The sequence below is a fragment of the Pantoea sp. MQR6 genome (assembly GCF_022761075.1).
GTDB classification, from domain to species: domain Bacteria; phylum Pseudomonadota; class Gammaproteobacteria; order Enterobacterales; family Enterobacteriaceae; genus Pantoea; species Pantoea phytostimulans.
This window is the reverse complement of sequence record NZ_JAKYXB010000006.1, coordinates 60,161-77,770: the sequence shown is the minus strand read 5'-3', so window position 1 is coordinate 77,770 and position 17,610 is coordinate 60,161. Positions and strand designations below refer to the sequence as shown.

Here is a 17,610-nt window from a genome sequence, read left to right as displayed (position 1 = left end):
GCAGAGTAAATCTAAAGCAGGAAGTTAATTATTTTTTTCAGACGCAGATCTACTATTTTATTGAAAATGACAGGTTATATTATTCATATATTTAACGTGTTCAGGTAACAGTAATTATTAATATTATTATCGGAGGACGCAATTTAATGAATGGATTTTTTAACGCGTTGTTATAATAACGCCCCAATAAATGAGGCGAGATATTAATTCGGCATGGCATTTAGCGGAATGATGGCACCGCGATGTTGGATCACCGTGCTGGCAGTGAGATGGCCTCGCTCGGCCGCCGCCTGAGGCGATGCACCGACCAAACGTTGAGAAAGGTAGCCCGCGCTGAATGAGTCACCTGCTGCCGTCGTATCAATGATTTTTTCTTTCGCCAGACGTACCGCAGCGACATCAATCAAAGGATCATCACCGATAGCAACCAGGCAAGATTCTGCGCCGCGTTTGATGACGATTTCACTGGCACCAGCCTCGCGCGTTCGGGCAATAACCGCTTCAAGCGTCTGTTCACCCCATAGCAAATGCTCATCATCCAGAGTCAAGAAGGCGATATCAGTGCAATTTAGCATGGCGCGATAGGCCGCTTGTGCCTGGGATTTATCAGCCCACAAGCGTGGACGGTAGTTGTTATCAAATATCACCTTGCCGCCGTTGGCGCGACAACGCGACAGCAGATCCATTAATTTCTCACGGCTGGCATCAGGCAAAATCGCCAGGCTGATGCCGCTTAAATAGAGGTAATCATAATTTTCGAGCTGCTGGCAAACCACGTCGCTGTTTGCACTGTCGAGCCAATACCGTGCGGCAGCATCGCTGCGCCAGTACCAGAAGGTGCGTTCGCCGTGTGGATCAGTTTCAATCACATACAGGCCCGGCATTTTGTTATCTAGCCGCTGAATCAGATCGGTTTTAACCTTTTCCTGCTGCCAGGCGGCGATCATTTGATCGCTGAACGAATCTGTACCCAGCGCGGTAACGTAATCTACGCTTAGCTGCGCGTCATCAACCTGGCGGGCGATATAAACTGCGGTGTTGAGCGTATCACCGCCAAAACCACGTTTAATGTTCTCACCCTTTTCGGACAGCTCAATCATGCATTCGCCAATAACGGCGATTTTTTTCTGCGTCATGGTTTTCGGCCTGTAGTGAAATATTGCATTAGTCTCGCGTCTGGTATGGCAGACGTCAACGATTTTTAAAACGCCGTTTTGATTCCACTTAAGTCGCGATTAGGGTGCGATCTGATTGATAAAGCGAATAAATGCAGGCTTTTTTCGCCGATTGTTTAGGTTGGTGGGTTGGTACACTCATCGCTTTATTGCGGCCCTAAAATAAAGTAATTACCAAAATTGCCGTTGGGTTGCCGCATTGAGGCGCTCGCCACCAACCAGGAAAATACCATGGTGATGGAGAATATTAGTCCCAGACTACCTTCTTCGACTGACATCAATCCCCCGCAGGAAACGCGCCTTTTCTGGCAGCAATGCCAACGGTTTTATACTTTCCAGCCGATCTATCAGACAACGGGTCGGCTGTTAGCGATTGAATTGTTGACCGCCATCACCCATCCGTCTACGCCGGAGGAAAAGTTATCGTCTGAAGCCTATTTCGCGGCGCTCGATATTCCTCAACGCCTGTATGTTGTGCATGAACAGCTGGAACTCTTAACGCAGTGGGCCACTTTTTTCGAACGCACCGGCATTGTCGCATCCGTGAATATTGACGGCCCTTCGCTGCTGTCGATTCAAAATCATCCCGCTATTCGCAATTTAATTGCGCGCTTGCCTTGGGTGCGATTCGAACTGACCGAACACCATGTTTTGCCGCAGGAAGAGATGGTGGCGCAGATGCCGGAACTCGGCCCGCTTTGGCTGGATGATTTCGGTTCCGGCATGGCAAATTTCTCTGCTCTGACTGAACTCAAGTACGACTACATCAAGCTTTCGCGTGAACTGTTCATCCTGCTGCGCGCCAGCGAAGAGGGATGTAGCTTGTTTTCTATGTTGTTGGCTTTGATTAACCGTTACTGCAATGGCGTGATTGTTGAAGGTGTAGAAACAGAAGAGGAGTGGCAACAAGTGCAATCTTCTCCTGCTATGGCGGCGCAAGGCTATTTTTTTTCGCGCCCAGTGCCCTTTTCTGAATTGAATCATCTTCCTATCCAGCTTCCCTGATGCCGTTCCCCACGCTCTCGACTATCTTTAACGGAGACCGGGGAAGGGCAAGGAGAATGCAAAATGTCACGTACGGGAAAAATAGTAAGCTGGATTATTGGGATTTTTTTATTGTTGGTTGTGGTGATCATCGTGGTGATTGCCACGTTTGACTGGAATCGCCTGAAGCCAACCATCAACCAGAAAGTCTCCACGGAACTGAACCGTCCTTTCGCCATTCGCGGCGATTTAGGCGTGGCCTGGGAGCGCAATCGCGACGAACCGGGCTGGCGCAGCTGGGTGCCGTGGCCGCATCTGCATGCGCAGGACATCATGCTGGGCAATCCGCCCGAAATTCCAGAAGTGACGATGGTACATTTACAACGCGTGGACGCCACGCTGGCACCGTTGGCTCTGCTGCATAAAGAAGTTTTTATTCCGTGGATCAAACTGGAAGCGCCCGATGCACGCCTGATCCAAACAGCGGATAAGAAAAATAACTGGACCTTCAATCTTGCCAACAGTGACAGCAAAGATGAAAACGCGCCGCCGTCAGCCTGGTCATTCCGTCTCGACAATATCCTGTTTGATCAAGGTCAGATTCGTTATCGCGACGCCGTCAATAAAGCCGATGTCACGGTAAAAGTGAATCCGCTGGGTAAACCGTTACCTTATGCACAAATTGCTGGCGGCGATGACAAGCAAAAAGGCGCGGGTGATTTTATCTTTGGCTGGCAGGCGAACGGCACCTATAACAATGAGCGGCTGGTTGGCGAAGGCAAAATTGGTGGCATGTTATCGCTGCGCAGCCAGACAACGCCATTCCCTCTCCAGGCAGATATTCGCAACGGCAGTACACGCGTGCAGGTCACGGGCGGGTTGCAAGATCCGATGAATCTTGGTGGATTGGATGTGCGTCTGCGCTTCTCGGGTGACACCTTAGCCAACTTGTATGGTTTAACCGGCGTGTTGCTGCCTGATACCCCGCCGTACGAAACCGATGGTCATCTGATCGCCAAGTTTGCGGGTGAGAAGGGGCCGGTTTTCCACTATGAGAATTTTAATGGACATATTGGCGACAGCGATATTCACGGATCGCTGACTTATACCCAAGGCAAACCGCGGCCTAAACTGGCTGGCGAACTGACATCTCGTCAGCTGCGCATGGCTGATTTGGGGCCGCTGATTGGGGTAGATTCCGGTAAAGGCAGTGAAAAAACCGTGCAGGCTAAAGCGCAGCGCGGTGAAAAATCGACGCAGCCTGCCGATCGTGTCTTGCCGCATGACACGTTTGATACCAAAAGCTGGGATGTCATGGACGCTGATGTGAAGTTCAGCGGAAAGCGCATCGAACACAGTAATTCGCTGCCGTTAAGCGATCTTTATACCCATTTACAGCTTAAAAACGGTGATTTGCTGTTAGATCCGCTGCGCTTTGGTATGGCGGGCGGCAGTCTGAACAGCACCATACATCTGGAAGGCGATCGAACCCCGATGCGGGGACGCGCGGATATACATGCACGTAAATTGCATCTGCGTCAGTTGTTCCCGGATGTGACTGCCATGCAAAACAGCATGGGTCAGCTAAACGGTGATGCCAGCTTTACCGGCAACGGCAACTCAGTGGCGGATTTGCTGGCGACCAGTAATGGTCAACTCAAGTTGCTGATGAACGATGGTTTGATTAGCCGCAGCCTGATGGAAATAGCCGGGCTGAATGTCGGTAATTACGTGGTGGGTAAACTCTTCGGTGATGATGAAGTGCGTATCAACTGCGCTGCGACCGATATCAAACTGCAAAACGGCTTAGCAACGCCGAACCTCTTTGTGTTCGATACCGAGAACGCGGTGATTAATATTACCGGCAACGCCAACTTTGCCAACGAACGCATGGATCTCACCGTTAATCCTGAGAGCAAAGGTGTGCGCATTATCACGCTGCGATCGCCGCTTTACGTGCGCGGCACGTTTAAAAGCCCGGATGCGGGGGTGAAAGCGGGGCCGTTAATTGCACGTGGCGCGGCAGCGGTAGCATTGGGCGCGGTGGTTGCGCCTGCCGCCGCATTGCTGGCACTGATTTCTCCAAGTGATAATGAAGACAATCAGTGCAGCACTATTTTGCAGCAGATGAAGAGCAAGAAGTAATCAGTTACGGTAGATCACTTTGATGATGTGATAACCAAAGGCGGTTTTCACCGGTCCGTAAGGTTTCAGTAGCGGGCAGGTGAAGACCGCTTTATCAAAGGCCGGCACCATTTGCCCCTGACGAAACTCCCCTAAATCACCGCCGTTACGCCCTGATGGGCAGGTTGAATGTTTCTTCGCCAACTGCTGGAAATTTTCGCCTTTTTCCAGTTTTGCCAGTAACTCTTTAGCCAGCGCTTCCTCTTTCACGAGGATGTGTAAAGCCGCCGCGGTTTTCGCCATGATAGTGTCTCGTTGTGTATAATCGTCGCCCATTATAACCCTATCTTTCGAACTGTAGGTGCGTTGCTCACCGCTGTGGTTCTGGTTCGAGATCGGGTGTCTGCCTCCTTTTTCATTTTCTACTGAGTGATATTCCGTTATGCGTTTAAACCCCGGTCAACAACGTGCTGTCGAATTTGTCACCGGACCTTGCCTGGTGCTGGCGGGTGCGGGATCGGGTAAAACCCGTGTTATTACCAATAAGATTGCGCATCTGATTCGTGAGTGCGGCTACCAGGCACGCCACATTGCGGCGGTAACATTTACCAATAAAGCGTCTCGCGAGATGAAAGAGCGAGTGGCGCAGACATTGGGCCGCAAAGAAGCTCGTGGGCTGATGATCTCAACGTTCCATACCTTGGGGCTTGAGATCATTAAGCGCGAATACGTCGCGTTGGGCATGAAATCAAACTTCTCGCTGTTTGACGACCAAGACCAGCTCGCCTTGCTGAAGGAGCTAACCAAACAGTGGCTAGAAGAAGATAAAGCACTGGTACAGCAGCTTATTTCAACGATCTCAAACTGGAAAAACGATCTTGTCGATCCGCCTCGGGCCGCCGCTCTGGCGCGTTCCGAGCGAGATACTATTTTTGCGCACTGTTATAGCTTGTACGACCAGCACCTTAAAGCCTGCAACGTGTTGGACTTTGATGATTTGATTCTGCTGCCTACGCTCTTGTTGCAGCGCAACCAGGAAGTGCGTGAACGCTGGCAGCAGCGCATTCGTTATCTGCTGGTCGATGAGTATCAGGACACCAACACCAGCCAATACGAATTGGTGAAATTGCTGGTAGGGGCGCGGGCGCGTTTTACCGTGGTTGGCGATGACGACCAGTCGATCTATTCGTGGCGTGGCGCACGTCCACAAAATCTGGTTCTGCTGAAAGAAGATTTTCCCGCGTTGGAGGTCGTCAAGCTGGAGCAAAATTACCGCTCCTCGCAGCGCATTCTGAAAGCGGCGAATATCTTGATTGCCAACAATCCGCATGTGTTTGAAAAACGTCTTTTTTCCGAGCTGGGCATCGGCAATGAATTAAAAGTGCTGAGTGCGAATAATGAAGATCATGAAGCAGAGCGCGTAGCGGGTGAAATGATTGCGCATCACTTCATTAATAAAACGGCCTACAAAGATTACGCCATTCTTTACCGTGGCAATCATCAGTCGCGCGTGTTTGAAAAGCAGCTGATGCAAAACCGTATTCCTTATCGTATTTCAGGTGGCACTTCGTTCTTCTCGCGCCCGGAAATCAAAGATTTATTAGCCTATTTGCGCGTGTTAACCAATCCCGATGACGACAGCGCTTTTCTGCGAATCGTCAATACGCCACGCCGTGAAATTGGGCCGGCCACGCTGCAAAAGCTGGGTGAATGGGCCAATCTGCGCAATAAAAGTTTATTTAACGCCAGCTTTGATGTGGGGCTGAGACAAACGCTGACGGGGCGCGGACTGGAGCATTTGCAGCGTTTTACCCAATGGTTGAATACGCTGATCCAACTGACCGAACGTGAACCGGTGAATGCCGTGCGCGACTTGATCCGCGGTATCGATTACGAAAGTTGGCTGTTTGAAACGTCAGGCAGCCCTAAAGCCGCTGAAATGCGCATGAAAAACGTCAATACGCTGTTTCAGTGGATGACTGAGATGCTTGAAGGCACCGATCTGGATGAGCCAATGACGCTGGCGCAGGTTGTTACGCGCTTTACCTTGCGTGACATGATGGAGCGCGGTGAAAGCGATGAAGAGCTGGATCAGGTGCAACTGATGACGCTGCATGCTTCGAAAGGGCTGGAGTTCCCGTACGTTTATCTGGTCGGCATGGAAGAGGGTTTGCTGCCACATCAGAGCAGCATCGATGAAAATAATATCGAGGAAGAACGCCGCCTTGCTTACGTGGGCATCACCCGTGCGCAAAAGGAGCTGACGTTCACTTTATGCCGCGAACGTCGCCAATATGGCGAGTTAATGCGCCCAGAACCTAGCCGCTTCTTACTTGAGCTGCCGCAAGATGATGTGGTGTGGGAAACCGAACGTAAAGTGGTAAGTGCGGAAGAACGCATGAAAACCGGCCAGAGTCGCGTGGCAGGATTAAGAGCGATGCTGGAAAAGGCGAAGAAAGCGTAGTTGAAACCGAGTGATCAAGAGGCCAAATCTGGCCTCTGATCGCTAAATCACATTGAATGCAGGCTTAAGGTTGCTTTGACAAGTTCAGCGGCTGCGATCAGGAAATCGTTAACAGCCAGTGGACGTAAGATTGATAATGGCTTTCCTGCTCGAGCAACTCAGCGCGTAGCGGATGCATATCAAGCCAGCCCGCTGGCAACGTAAGGTGCAGGGCATCATCATCGGCCCGTAATCGCACCGCTGGCAATGTGTCGTCGCGTCGGCGGCTCGAAAAAATAATCGCTAAACGCAGTAAGCGACACATGCGCTCCGCCAGGCGCGGCGGTACGGCATTTTGCTGCGTGAGCAACGCTAAATCGATGCTGCCACTTTGGTTTTGCAGCAGGCAAGCCAGCAATTTTTTCTGAGCAGGCGTAAAACCGGGAAGGTCGAGATGGCGAATCAGATAAGCAGCGTGTTGCGGAGCATGGCGGAAATCAACGCTCAGGCCTATTTCGTGAATGGCGCAGGCGCTAAGCAGTAAATCGCGACAGCGCTGATCGAGCTTCCACAGCGCGCTGACCTGACGGAAAAACGTTTCCCCCAGCTGACGTACGCGGCTCGCCTGTTCGACGTCAATGTTGAAGCGGCGCTGAACATTTTGCAGCGTGCGGGTACGAATATCGCGATCGATGGGCAGATGCAGCATGCCGTAAACCAACCCTTCGCGCAGTGCGCCGCCCGCCAGCGTCATGCTTTCGATATGCAGCTCCTGAAAAATGGCGATTAAAATCGACAGGCCGCTGGGGAAAACCAGCGCACGCTCCAACGTCAATCCTTCAATCTCCAACTCTTCCAGCTTGCCGCATTGAATTGCACGCTGTTTTAGTTGCTGCAATTTGCTTAAGGTGATGCGCTCGTCCATACCTTGCGCCACCATAATCTCTTGCAGCGCCTGAACGGTGCCTGATGCGCCAACACAAGCTTGCCAGCCTTGTTCGCGCAGCCGAGACGCCACAGGGTGAATCATTTCACGCGCCGCTTGTTCAGCCTGATCAAAATTTTCTTTTGCCAGATGGCGATCGCTGAAAAAACGCTCCAGCCAGGTGACGCAACCCATTGATAAGCTAAATAACACCGTAGCGTGAGACCCGTCGCCGGTTGCCAGTTCTGTGCTGCCGCCACCGATATCGACCACCAATCGTTGATCGGAACCACCTGTGGTGTGAGCCACACCTTGATAAATCAGGCGGGCTTCTTCTTCTCCGCTGATCACGTTGATGTCACAGCCGAGAATTTTTTGGGCGGTTTCAAGGAATTGTTGCGCATTGGACGCAAGACGCAGCGTGGCAGTTGCCACGACGCGAATTTGATCAAGAGGAATATCTTGTAGCTGTTCCGAAAACAGTTTGAGGCATTGCCAGCCGCGCGTCATCGCTTCAGCTGACAACTGGTTGCTCTTATCCAGACCTGCAGCAAGGCGTACCTTGCGCTTAATTTTCGCAACGGTCTGAATACTGCCAGACACTTCGCGCACCACCAACATATGAAAGCTGTTAGATCCTAAATCAATCGCAGCATAAAGTGACGATGCGCTTAGCATGGTGAGCTTAACTCGAACGTTTACGGTTATTGTTGCGTGGTGCACCGCGACGGTTGGCGTTGTTACCGCCACGACGTGGACCATTGCCCGTGCGGCTACGCGCCAGACGTTTTGGTGGCGGCAGATCGCTCATCAACGCGTCACTGTTGTATTTACTGACCGGAATGCTGTGACCAATGTACTCTTCAATGCCAGGCAAATTCAGTGCGTATTCTTCGCACGCCAGGCTGATTGAATGGCCGCTGGCACCTGCGCGTCCGGTACGACCAATGCGGTGAACGTAATCTTCACGATCGTCCGGCAGGTCATAGTTAAAGACGTGAGTTACCGCAGGAATGTGCAGGCCACGTGCGGCAACATCGGTAGCGACAAGAATGTCAACATCACCTTTGGTGAAGTCATCCAGAATGCGCAGACGCTTCTTCTGTGCCACATCACCCGTCAACAAACCAACGCGATGACCATCGGCAGCCAAATGGCCCCAGATATCTTCACAACGATGCTTGGTGTTGGCGAAAATGATCGCGCGGTCTGGCCACTCTTCTTCCAGCAAAGTCTGCAGCAGGCGCATTTTCTCTTCGTTAGACGGATAGAAAAGTTCTTCCTGAATGCGGTGACCGGTTTTTTGCTCGGGTTCTACTTCAACATATTCGGCGCTGTTCATGTGTTCGAACGCCAGTTCACGCACTCGGTAGGAGAGCGTGGCGGAGAACAACATACTCAGACGTTGGGACGCAGCCGGCATGCGGCGGAATAACCAGCGAATATCTTTAATAAAGCCGAGATCAAACATGCGATCGGCTTCGTCCAGCACCATGACCTGAATAGCACCGAGGTTAACGTGATTTTGCTTTGCGTAATCGATTAAACGACCGGTGGTGGCGATAAGAATATCAACGCCGTTTTCCAGCACTTTAAGCTGTTTATCATAGCCGTCGCCGCCATATGCCAGGCCAAGTTTCAACCCGGTTGTGGCTGCCAGCGGTTCTGCGTCGGCATGAATTTGCACCGCAAGTTCACGCGTTGGGGCCAGAATTAATGCGCGTGGCTGATTGACCTGACGGCCTTCCGCCGCAGGATTTGAGAGAAGATGATGAAACGTTGACGTTAAAAACGCCATCGTTTTGCCGGTACCGGTTTGCGCCTGACCTGCGACATCACGCCCTGAAAGCGTAAAAGGCAGTGCTAACGCCTGAATCGGCGTGCAATGCTGAAAGCCTTTAATATCAAGGGCTTCCACCACCGTAGGGTGCAGGGCGAAGTCGGAAAACTTCTGTTCGGTTAAGTGTGTTTTGCTCATAGTGTGGTAGAATATCAGCTTACTATCGCTTTACGAAAGCGTATCCGATGAAATAAAGTCAACCTACATTGGTATATTTTACGCCAATTCGCCAGGCATAATCTTGTGGAGTAAAACATGAGCAGCGATAAAATCGTTCATCTGACCGATGACAGTTTCGACACCGACGTGCTAAAAGCCGACGGCGTTACACTGGTAGATTTCTGGGCTGAATGGTGTGGTCCTTGTAAAATGATCGCCCCTATCCTTGATGAAGTCGCAGAAGAGTACGATGGCAAATTGACCATCGCTAAGCTGAACATCGACGACAATCCGGGCACTGCACCGAAATACGGTATTCGTGGTATTCCGACGCTGCTACTGTTTAAAAACGGTGAAGTCGCCGCGACCAAAGTGGGCGCCTTGTCCAAAGGTCAATTGAAAGAGTTCCTGAACGCCAATCTGGCTTAATCAGGACTGAACGTTCAGCATTGGTGAATTTTTTGCCTGCTGCTGGACGTTCTCTTTCAAGCATGCTAAGTTACCAAGACTGCATTACGCACTTACCTTGTAGTTAGCATCTAAAAGTTTTCCCTTGTTAAACCCTGTCGCACTGTACCTATAACAGCGGTTTTGCAATCTGACGGTTAGCTCCAACTTTGGCATAGCAATCGAACCCTCTCCACGCTTCCAGTCGCCATCCCTGACGATGATCGTCGAGAAGAGTCGAAAAAAGCCATTAACAGGCATGGATTAATTGCCATACCACTCACGACAAACATTCCGAGTATTACCCCGAGTTTAAGAACCCATCACTATGAATCTTACCGAATTAAAGAACACGCCGGTTTCTGAGCTGATTACCCTCGGCGAAAATATGGGGCTGGAAAACCAGGCTCGCATGCGCAAGCAGGACATTATTTTCTCAATCCTGAAGCAGCACGCGAAAAGCGGCGAAGACATCTTTGGTGATGGCGTGCTGGAGATATTGCAGGATGGATTTGGTTTCCTCCGCTCTGGAGACAGCTCCTACCTCGCCGGTCCCGATGATATCTACGTTTCCCCTAGCCAAATCCGCCGCTTTAACCTTCGCACTGGTGACACCATTTCTGGCAAAATTCGCCCACCTAAAGAAGGTGAGCGCTACTTTGCCCTGCTGAAAGTTAACGAAGTCAACTATGACAAGCCGGAGAACGCGCGGAACAAGATTCTGTTCGAAAACCTCACGCCGCTGCACGCTAACAGCCGTATGCGTATGGAGCGGGGTAATGGCTCAACTGAAGATTTGACAGCTCGCGTACTGGATCTGGCTTCGCCAATTGGTCGCGGTCAACGTGGTCTGATCGTCGCACCGCCGAAAGCCGGTAAAACCATGCTGCTGCAGAACATTGCACAGAGCCTGGCGTATAACCATCCCGATTGCGTGCTGATGGTGTTGCTGATTGACGAACGTCCAGAAGAAGTGACTGAGATGCAGCGTCTGGTTAAAGGTGAAGTTATCGCTTCGACCTTTGATGAGCCAGCCTCTCGCCACGTTCAGGTTGCTGAAATGGTGATCGAAAAGGCCAAGCGCCTGGTCGAACACAAGAAAGACGTGATCATTCTGCTCGACTCCATTACGCGTCTGGCGCGTGCCTACAACACCGTGGTACCCGCTTCTGGTAAAGTATTGACCGGTGGTGTGGACGCTAACGCCCTGCATCGTCCGAAGCGTTTCTTCGGTGCAGCACGTAACGTAGAAGAGGGCGGCAGCCTGACCATCATCGCGACCGCTCTGGTTGATACGGGCTCGAAGATGGACGAAGTGATTTACGAAGAGTTTAAAGGCACCGGTAACATGGAATTGCACCTCTCACGTAAAATCGCTGAAAAACGTGTCTTCCCAGCGATTGATTACAATCGTTCAGGTACGCGTAAAGAAGAGCTGCTTACCACTCAGGAAGAGCTGCAGAAAATGTGGATCCTGCGCAAGATTATTCACCCAATGGGCGAAATCGATGCCATGGAATTCCTCATTAACAAGTTGGCGATGACCAAAACCAACGACGAATTCTTCGATATGATGAAGCGTTCCTGATTTTATAAAAAATAAGCCGAACGCGAGTTTCGGCTTTTTTAGTAAAATGAGCAGGAAATCGTAACAACGCCACGTCTTAACGTGGCGTTTTTCATTTCTGGGCTATAGGATTGAACTCTGACAGGAGCATTTATAATGACTGTGGTAGCGGTGGTGAATTATTAAGCATTCACGCACCTCTTCATGCAGAATTCGGATTCTGGAGCAGCAGTAAAAGTGGATTTTCGCGTATTGTTGCCCAAGATGTTAGCTGAGAGCGTTTAACGTGAATTTACTCACTATGAGTACTGAGCTTGGTTTAATTTTTCTCTTTTCTTTAGTCTTCCTCTTTTTTGCTCGTAAAGCAGCTAAAAAAATTGGTTTGGTTGATACGCCGAATTCGCGTAAACGTCATCATGGGGCGATTCCGCTGGTTGGCGGCATATCCGTATATGCAGGGATCTGTTTTACCTTCGCGATTACAAATTATTATTTGCCGCACGCGCTGCTGTTTTTAGCCTGCGCGGGTGTTCTGGTATTGGTAGGCGCGCTAGACGATCGCTTTGATATCAGCGTGAAAATTCGCGCCGTGGTGCAAGCCATTGTTGCTGTTGTGATGATGGTGGGTGCCAAACTCTACTTACTCAGCCTTGGGTTTATTATCGGTCCGGTTGAGTTGATTGTTGGGCCGTTTGGCTATGTGCTAACGCTGTTTGCCGTATGGGCGGCCATTAACGCCTTTAATATGGTGGATGGCATTGACGGCCTGCTGGGTGGCCTTGCGTCTGTTACTTTTGCGGCGATGGGTATCATCCTCTATTTCGATGGTCAGTTCAGCCTCGCCATGTGGTGCTTTGCGATGATCGCCGCCACGCTGCCTTATATCCTGCTTAATCTCGGTTTTCTGGGGCGCCGCTATAAAGTCTTTATGGGCGATGCCGGCAGTACGATGATTGGCTTCACCATCATCTGGATTTTGCTGGAAACGACTCAAGGATTAAGCCATCCCATCACCCCTGTTACCGCGCTGTGGTTAATTGCCATTCCTCTGATGGACATGGTTGCGATCATGTATCGTCGCCTGCGCAAAGGTATGAGTCCGTTTTCTGCCGACCGCCAGCACATTCATCACCTGATCATGCGGGCCGGTTTTAGCTCGCGTCAGGCCTTTATGTTGATCACCGTTGCTGCCGCGATTCTCGCGGGTATTGGTGTGTTAGGCGAATATCTCGCCTTTATCCCCGAATGGGTGATGCTGGTGCTGTTCCTGTTTGCCTTTATGGTTTACGGCTATTGCCTGAAGCATGCCTGGCGTGTAGCGCGACGTATTCGACGCATCAAGCGCCGTATTAATAGCGCCCGAGACGCGAAGAAAAAATGACTCTGATAAGACCTTACAAAGGATAACCCTGTTATGCCCTCTGACGTTGTGGAGAACGAACTGGATATTCGCGGCCTGTGCTGCTGCTTATGGCGTGGAAAGCGCTGGATTATTGGTCTTGCGTTGCTGTTTGCCGTGATCGCCTGGCTAGCCACGCTGTTGATGAAACAGGTATGGAGCACCACGGCGATGACTGAACGCCCAACGGTGAATATGCTGGGTTCTTACTACGCTCAGCAGCAGTTTCTCAGTAACCTGGACGTGCATAACAATGCGCTGACGCTGAGTGCACCGTCGCCTACGATCATGGATGAGGTTTACCAGGAATTTGTCATGCAGCTCTCATCCTGGGATACGCGCCGGGAGTTCTGGCAGCAAACGGACTATTTCAAAAGCCGTAAAACGGGGAATGCGCATAATGATGCGGCGCTGCTGGACGATTTAATCGGTAATGTCCAGTTTACACCCGCTGACACCGCGCACAGTACCTTCGATAACGTCAAATTAAAGGCGGAAACGGCCAGCGATGCTAACAATCTGCTGCGGCAATATATCGCCTACGCCAGCGAACGTGCTGCACGTCATCTCAACACTGAACTTACCGGCGCATGGCAAGTGCGCAGTGCACAGCTGCAAGCCCAGGTTAAACGTCAGGAAGATGTGGCAAAAGCGGTGTTTCAGCGTCAGGAGCATCGCCTGCAACAGGCGTTAAAAATTGCAGACCAGCAAGGTATTCGTGAAAAGCAGCCGCGTGATATTGGAGAAAACCTGGCGGACAGCGATCTGTTTTTGTTAGGTCAACCGATGCTGCAAGGTCAGCTAGAGACTTTGCAGGCAACGGGCCCGACCTACGATATAAGCTATGATCAAAACAGAGCAATGCTTACCACGTTGCAGGCAGGTCCGGCGCTGAACAGCAAATTTCAAACCTACCGCTATTTACGCACACCGGAAGAGCCGGTCTCGCGTGACAGCCCGCGTCGTCTGTTTATGATGATCATGTGGGGCGCCATTGGCGCGTTGGTGGGTGCAGGTGTGGCGCTGATGCGTCGGCCGCGTCCGATGTTAGAACCGCGTCATTGAGAGAAACAGAGTGAAAGTTCTGACAGTATTTGGTACTCGCCCCGAAGCCATCAAGATGGCGCCGCTTGTGAAAGCATTGGCGCAGGATCCCGCCTTTGAATCACGTCTGTGCGTGACTGCGCAGCATCGTGAAATGCTTGATCAGGTGCTGCGTTTATTTCAACTGCAACCCGATTACGATCTCAACATCATGCGCCCTGAACAGGGGTTGACTGAAATCACCTGCCGCATTTTGCAGGGCATGAAAACCGTATTGCTCGATTTCAAACCTGATGTCGTGCTGGTACATGGTGATACCACCACCACGCTGGCGGCAAGCCTGGCCGCATTTTATCAACAGATTCCCGTCGCGCATGTTGAGGCGGGACTGCGTACCGGCGATTTATCATCGCCGTGGCCGGAAGAGGCTAACCGCAAGTTGACGGGACACCTCGCCAGTCTGCATTTCACGCCAACGTTACGTTCACGGCAGAATCTGCTGCAGGAGAACCTGCCGGATGCGCGCATCTTTGTTACCGGCAATACGGTTATAGATGCGCTGCTGTGGGTGCGCGATCGGGTGTTAGATGACAGCGATCTCAATGCGCAATTAACCGCACGTTACCCTTTCCTTGATGAAAGTAAAAAGCTGATTCTGGTTACAGGCCATCGTCGTGAAAGCTTCGGTGAGGGTTTTGAACGCATCTGTAGCGCGCTGGCACAAATCGCTCGTCAGCATCCTGATGCGCAAATTGTTTATCCGGTTCACCTTAATCCCAACGTCAGCGAACCGGTAAACCGCATTCTCAGCGGCATTGAAAACATCATTCTTATTGAACCGCAAGAGTACTTGCCTTTTGTCTGGCTGATGAATCGTGCCTGGCTGATTCTTACCGATTCGGGCGGTGTTCAGGAAGAAGCGCCCTCGCTGGGTAAACCGGTGCTGGTAATGCGTGATACCACTGAACGACCTGAAGCTGTGGAAGCGGGAACCGTGAGATTGGTTGGCACCGATATTGAAAAAATCGTTAATGAAGTGAGCCAGTTGCTGACGGATGAAGCCGCCTGGCAGGCAATGAGCCGCGCCCATAACCCCTATGGTGATGGCGCCGCCTGCGGACGCATTTTGCAAGCCTTAAAAGATAACAGAGTCGACTTATGAGTTTTGAAACCATTTCCATCATTGGACTGGGTTACATTGGGCTGCCAACCGCAGCCGTTTTTGCCTCTAAAGGGAAAAAGGTAGTAGGCGTAGATATCAATGCGCGTGCTGTTGAAACCATCAATCGTGGTGAGATTCATATTATTGAGCCCGATTTAGATCGCGTAGTGCATGACGCTGTGGCGCGCGGTGATCTACGGGCAACCACAAAACCCGAAGCCGCAGAGGCTTTTCTGATTGCCGTACCCACACCGTTTAGGGATGAGCACCAACCCGATTTACGCTTCGTCAAAGCGGCCGCAGAATCCATCGCACCGGTGCTTAAAAAGGGCGATTTAGTGATTCTCGAATCGACTTCGCCCGTCGGCAGCACCGAACAAATGGCGGAATGGTTAGCCGCAGCGCGTCCTGATTTGCGCTTTCCGCAGCAGAGTGAAGCACCTGATATTTTTATTGCCTATTGCCCGGAACGCGTCTTGCCTGGGCAGGTCATGGTTGAGCTTATCAATAACGATCGCGTCATTGGTGGCATGTCAGCCGCCTGTTCTGCGCACGCCAGCGAGTTGTATCGCATTTTCCTTAAAGGTGAATGTGTTGAAACCAACGCCCGCACCGCTGAAATGTGCAAGCTAACGGAAAACAGTTTCCGTGACGTCAATATCGCCTTCGCCAACGAGCTATCGCTGATTTGCGCCGATCAAGGGATTAACGTGTGGGAACTGATCGCATTGGCAAATCGCCACCCGCGCGTCAATATTCTCCAGCCCGGACCCGGCGTAGGCGGTCACTGTATCGCTGTCGATCCTTGGTTTATCGTGGCACAAAATCCTGAACTGGCGCGGCTGATTCGCACTGCGCGCGAAGTCAATGATGCCAAACCGCAGTGGGTATTAGATCAGGTGAAAAAAGCCTTAGCCGATTGCCTGGTGCAAACCGGTAAACGTGCCAGTGAGCTCACCATCGCCTGTTTTGGTCTGGCGTTTAAACCGAATATCGATGATTTACGCGAAAGCCCGGCGATGGGCGTAGCACAGCTGATTGCCGAATGGCACAGCGGCGCTACATGGGTTGTTGAGCCCAATATTACCCAGATTCCGTCTGCGCTGGCTGAACATGCCACGTTAGTTGCCTGCGAAGAGGCGCTTAACCAAGCTGATTTGCTGGTGATGCTGGTTGATCACCGTGCTTTCCGTGCCATTGATGCTGCGCAAGTTACGCAATCCTGGATTGTAGATACCAAAGGCGTGTGGCGATGAAGCAGTTTCTGGTGACGGGCGGCGCTGGTTTTATTGGCTCAGCGCTGGTGAGATATTTGATCAACGAAACTGATCATCAAGTCTTGGTGGTGGATAAACTGAGTTACGCTGGCAACCTTACGTCCTTGGCCAGCGTTATTCACCATCCGCGTTTCAAGTTTGAACAGGTAGATATCTGCGACCGGTCAGAATTAGACCGTGTGATGAAACAGTATCAACCCGATTGCATCATGCATCTGGCTGCGGAAAGCCATGTTGATCGTTCAATCGATGGGCCGATCGCTTTTATTGAAACCAATATTATCGGCACTTATCAGCTGCTTGAAGCTGCGCGCTTTTACTGGAATTCGATGGAAGATGAGCGCAAAAAGGCTTTTATCTTCCATCATATTTCAACGGATGAAGTATTTGGCGATCTTCATGACCAGAGCGCATTTTTCACTGAAACGACGCCGTATGCACCGAGCAGCCCTTATTCTGCAACCAAAGCCAGCAGCGACCATTTGGTTCGCGCCTGGCTACGCACTTACGGCTTGCCGATTATCGTCACGAACTGCTCAAACAATTACGGCCCTTACCATTTTCCCGAAAAGCTGATTCCGCTCACCATCATCAATGCACTGGCAGGCAAATCCTTACCGATTTATGGCAATGGGCAGCAAGTACGCGATTGGTTATTTGTGGACGATCATGCGCGCGCGCTTTATCGCGTGGTGAGCAGAGGTAAAGTGGGTGAAACTTACAATATTGGTGGTCACAACGAACGCAAAAATATTGAGGTAGTGGAAACGATTTGCTCGCTGTTGGAAGAGCTGGCTGCAGATCGCAAACCAACAAATACCGCACATTTCCGTGACCTTATTACCTACGTGACTGACCGTCCTGGCCACGATCAGCGTTATGCCATCGACGCCAGCAAGATCGCACGTGAACTTGGCTGGACGCCACAGGAAACCTTTGAAAGCGGCATGCGTAAAACCGTGGCATGGTATCTCGATAATCCCGCTTGGTGGCAGGCTATTCTTGATGGCCGTTATCGTGGTGAACGCCTCGGCTTAACGCAATAACAGGCGCAAGGAGCAGAG

The 17,610-nt window shown here is 51.1% G+C and carries 13 protein-coding genes and 1 pseudogene; 10 read left to right on the top strand and 4 right to left on the bottom strand.

Annotated elements, in window-relative coordinates; genetic code table 11:
- Positions 1–203 precede the first annotated feature (203 nt).
- Positions 204–1,136 carry a sugar kinase gene (locus MUG06_RS19350; protein ID WP_243079732.1) on the bottom strand — a complete coding sequence of 311 codons (933 nt, stop codon included), beginning with the start codon at positions 1,134–1,136 and terminating at the stop codon, positions 204–206.
- Between the two features lie 270 nt (positions 1,137–1,406).
- On the opposite strand from MUG06_RS19350, the gene pdeH reads away from it, so the two are divergent.
- Both pdeH and MUG06_RS19340 read left to right on the top strand, forming a co-directional pair.
- Positions 1,407–2,180 (top strand): cyclic-guanylate-specific phosphodiesterase, encoded by a 774-nt coding sequence (gene pdeH, locus MUG06_RS19345; protein WP_243079731.1) that lies wholly within the window; start codon positions 1,407–1,409, stop codon positions 2,178–2,180.
- 63 nt (positions 2,181–2,243) lie between these two features.
- Positions 2,244–4,304 (top strand): AsmA family protein, encoded by a 2,061-nt coding sequence (locus MUG06_RS19340; RefSeq protein WP_243079730.1) that lies wholly within the window; start codon positions 2,244–2,246, stop codon positions 4,302–4,304.
- Here MUG06_RS19340 and ppiC read toward each other — a convergent pair whose 3' ends face one another.
- Complete coding sequence (gene ppiC / locus MUG06_RS19335; RefSeq protein ID WP_243079729.1) at positions 4,305–4,586, bottom strand: peptidylprolyl isomerase PpiC; 282 nt, start codon at positions 4,584–4,586, stop codon at positions 4,305–4,307.
- A gap of 139 nt (positions 4,587–4,725) precedes the next feature.
- Here ppiC and rep point away from each other — a divergent pair, with 139 nt between their 5' ends.
- Positions 4,726–6,747: a DNA helicase Rep gene (rep, locus tag MUG06_RS19330; RefSeq protein ID WP_243079728.1), complete on the top strand. Its 2,022-nt coding sequence runs from the start codon at positions 4,726–4,728 to the stop codon at positions 6,745–6,747.
- A gap of 97 nt (positions 6,748–6,844) precedes the next feature.
- Here the strand turns inward: rep and gppA are convergent, their stop codons facing one another.
- Positions 6,845–8,329: a guanosine-5'-triphosphate,3'-diphosphate diphosphatase gene (gppA, locus tag MUG06_RS19325; protein ID WP_243079824.1), complete on the bottom strand. Its 1,485-nt coding sequence runs from the start codon at positions 8,327–8,329 to the stop codon at positions 6,845–6,847.
- A 7-nt stretch (positions 8,330–8,336) separates the two neighbouring features.
- A complete protein-coding gene (gene rhlB / locus MUG06_RS19320; RefSeq protein ID WP_215847997.1) occupies positions 8,337–9,629 on the bottom strand; it encodes an ATP-dependent RNA helicase RhlB in 1,293 nt (430 codons plus the stop codon).
- Positions 9,630–9,746: 117 nt separating this feature from the next.
- Here rhlB and trxA point away from each other — a divergent pair, with 117 nt between their 5' ends.
- The 7 genes and pseudogenes from trxA (at position 9,747) to rfbB (ending at position 17,592) form a co-directional block, all read left to right on the top strand.
- Positions 9,747–10,079, top strand: a complete 333-nt coding sequence (gene trxA, locus MUG06_RS19315; protein WP_003851963.1) for a thioredoxin TrxA — start codon at positions 9,747–9,749, stop codon at positions 10,077–10,079.
- Positions 10,080–10,425: 346 nt separating this feature from the next.
- On the top strand, positions 10,426–11,685 hold the full coding sequence (gene rho, locus MUG06_RS19310) for a transcription termination factor Rho (RefSeq protein WP_215847996.1): 1,260 nt from the start codon (positions 10,426–10,428) through the stop codon (positions 11,683–11,685).
- A 280-nt stretch (positions 11,686–11,965) separates the two neighbouring features.
- The gene (gene wecA, locus MUG06_RS19305; protein ID WP_215847995.1) at positions 11,966–13,045 is read left to right on the top strand and encodes a UDP-N-acetylglucosamine--undecaprenyl-phosphate N-acetylglucosaminephosphotransferase; all 1,080 of its coding nucleotides are present in this window, start codon (positions 11,966–11,968) and stop codon (positions 13,043–13,045) included.
- A 30-nt stretch (positions 13,046–13,075) separates the two neighbouring features.
- Positions 13,076–14,128: pseudogene (gene wzzE / locus MUG06_RS19300) on the top strand (ECA polysaccharide chain length modulation protein); the annotation flags it as partial.
- A 10-nt stretch (positions 14,129–14,138) separates the two neighbouring features.
- Complete coding sequence (wecB, locus tag MUG06_RS19295) at positions 14,139–15,269, top strand: UDP-N-acetylglucosamine 2-epimerase (non-hydrolyzing) (protein ID WP_215847993.1); 1,131 nt, start codon at positions 14,139–14,141, stop codon at positions 15,267–15,269.
- Positions 15,266–16,525 carry a UDP-N-acetyl-D-mannosamine dehydrogenase gene (gene wecC / locus MUG06_RS19290; protein ID WP_243079726.1) on the top strand — a complete coding sequence of 420 codons (1,260 nt, stop codon included), beginning with the start codon at positions 15,266–15,268 and terminating at the stop codon, positions 16,523–16,525. Before wecB ends, wecC begins: the two co-directional genes overlap by 4 nt.
- Positions 16,522–17,592 (top strand): dTDP-glucose 4,6-dehydratase, encoded by a 1,071-nt coding sequence (rfbB, locus tag MUG06_RS19285; RefSeq protein WP_243079725.1) that lies wholly within the window; start codon positions 16,522–16,524, stop codon positions 17,590–17,592. The genes wecC and rfbB overlap by 4 nt, the downstream gene beginning before the upstream one ends.
- Positions 17,593–17,610: the final 18 nt, after the last annotated feature.

Excerpts from the sequence above, each read along its gene's own strand:
- MUG06_RS19350 (WP_243079732.1), bottom strand. The coding sequence starts at position 1,136 with ATGACGCAGAAAAAAATCGCCGTTATTGGCGAATGCATGATTGAGCTG.
- pdeH (WP_243079731.1), top strand. The coding sequence starts at position 1,407 with ATGGTGATGGAGAATATTAGTCCCAGACTACCTTCTTCGACTGACATC.
- MUG06_RS19340 (WP_243079730.1), top strand. The coding sequence starts at position 2,244 with ATGTCACGTACGGGAAAAATAGTAAGCTGGATTATTGGGATTTTTTTA.
- ppiC (WP_243079729.1), bottom strand. The coding sequence starts at position 4,586 with ATGGCGAAAACCGCGGCGGCTTTACACATCCTCGTGAAAGAGGAAGCG.
- rep (WP_243079728.1), top strand. The coding sequence starts at position 4,726 with ATGCGTTTAAACCCCGGTCAACAACGTGCTGTCGAATTTGTCACCGGA.
- gppA (WP_243079824.1), bottom strand. The coding sequence starts at position 8,329 with ATGCTAAGCGCATCGTCACTTTATGCTGCGATTGATTTAGGATCTAAC.
- rhlB (WP_215847997.1), bottom strand. The coding sequence starts at position 9,629 with ATGAGCAAAACACACTTAACCGAACAGAAGTTTTCCGACTTCGCCCTG.
- trxA (WP_003851963.1), top strand. The coding sequence starts at position 9,747 with ATGAGCAGCGATAAAATCGTTCATCTGACCGATGACAGTTTCGACACC.
- rho (WP_215847996.1), top strand. The coding sequence starts at position 10,426 with ATGAATCTTACCGAATTAAAGAACACGCCGGTTTCTGAGCTGATTACC.
- wecA (WP_215847995.1), top strand. The coding sequence starts at position 11,966 with ATGAGTACTGAGCTTGGTTTAATTTTTCTCTTTTCTTTAGTCTTCCTC.
- wecC (WP_243079726.1), top strand. The coding sequence starts at position 15,266 with ATGAGTTTTGAAACCATTTCCATCATTGGACTGGGTTACATTGGGCTG.
- rfbB (WP_243079725.1), top strand. The coding sequence starts at position 16,522 with ATGAAGCAGTTTCTGGTGACGGGCGGCGCTGGTTTTATTGGCTCAGCG.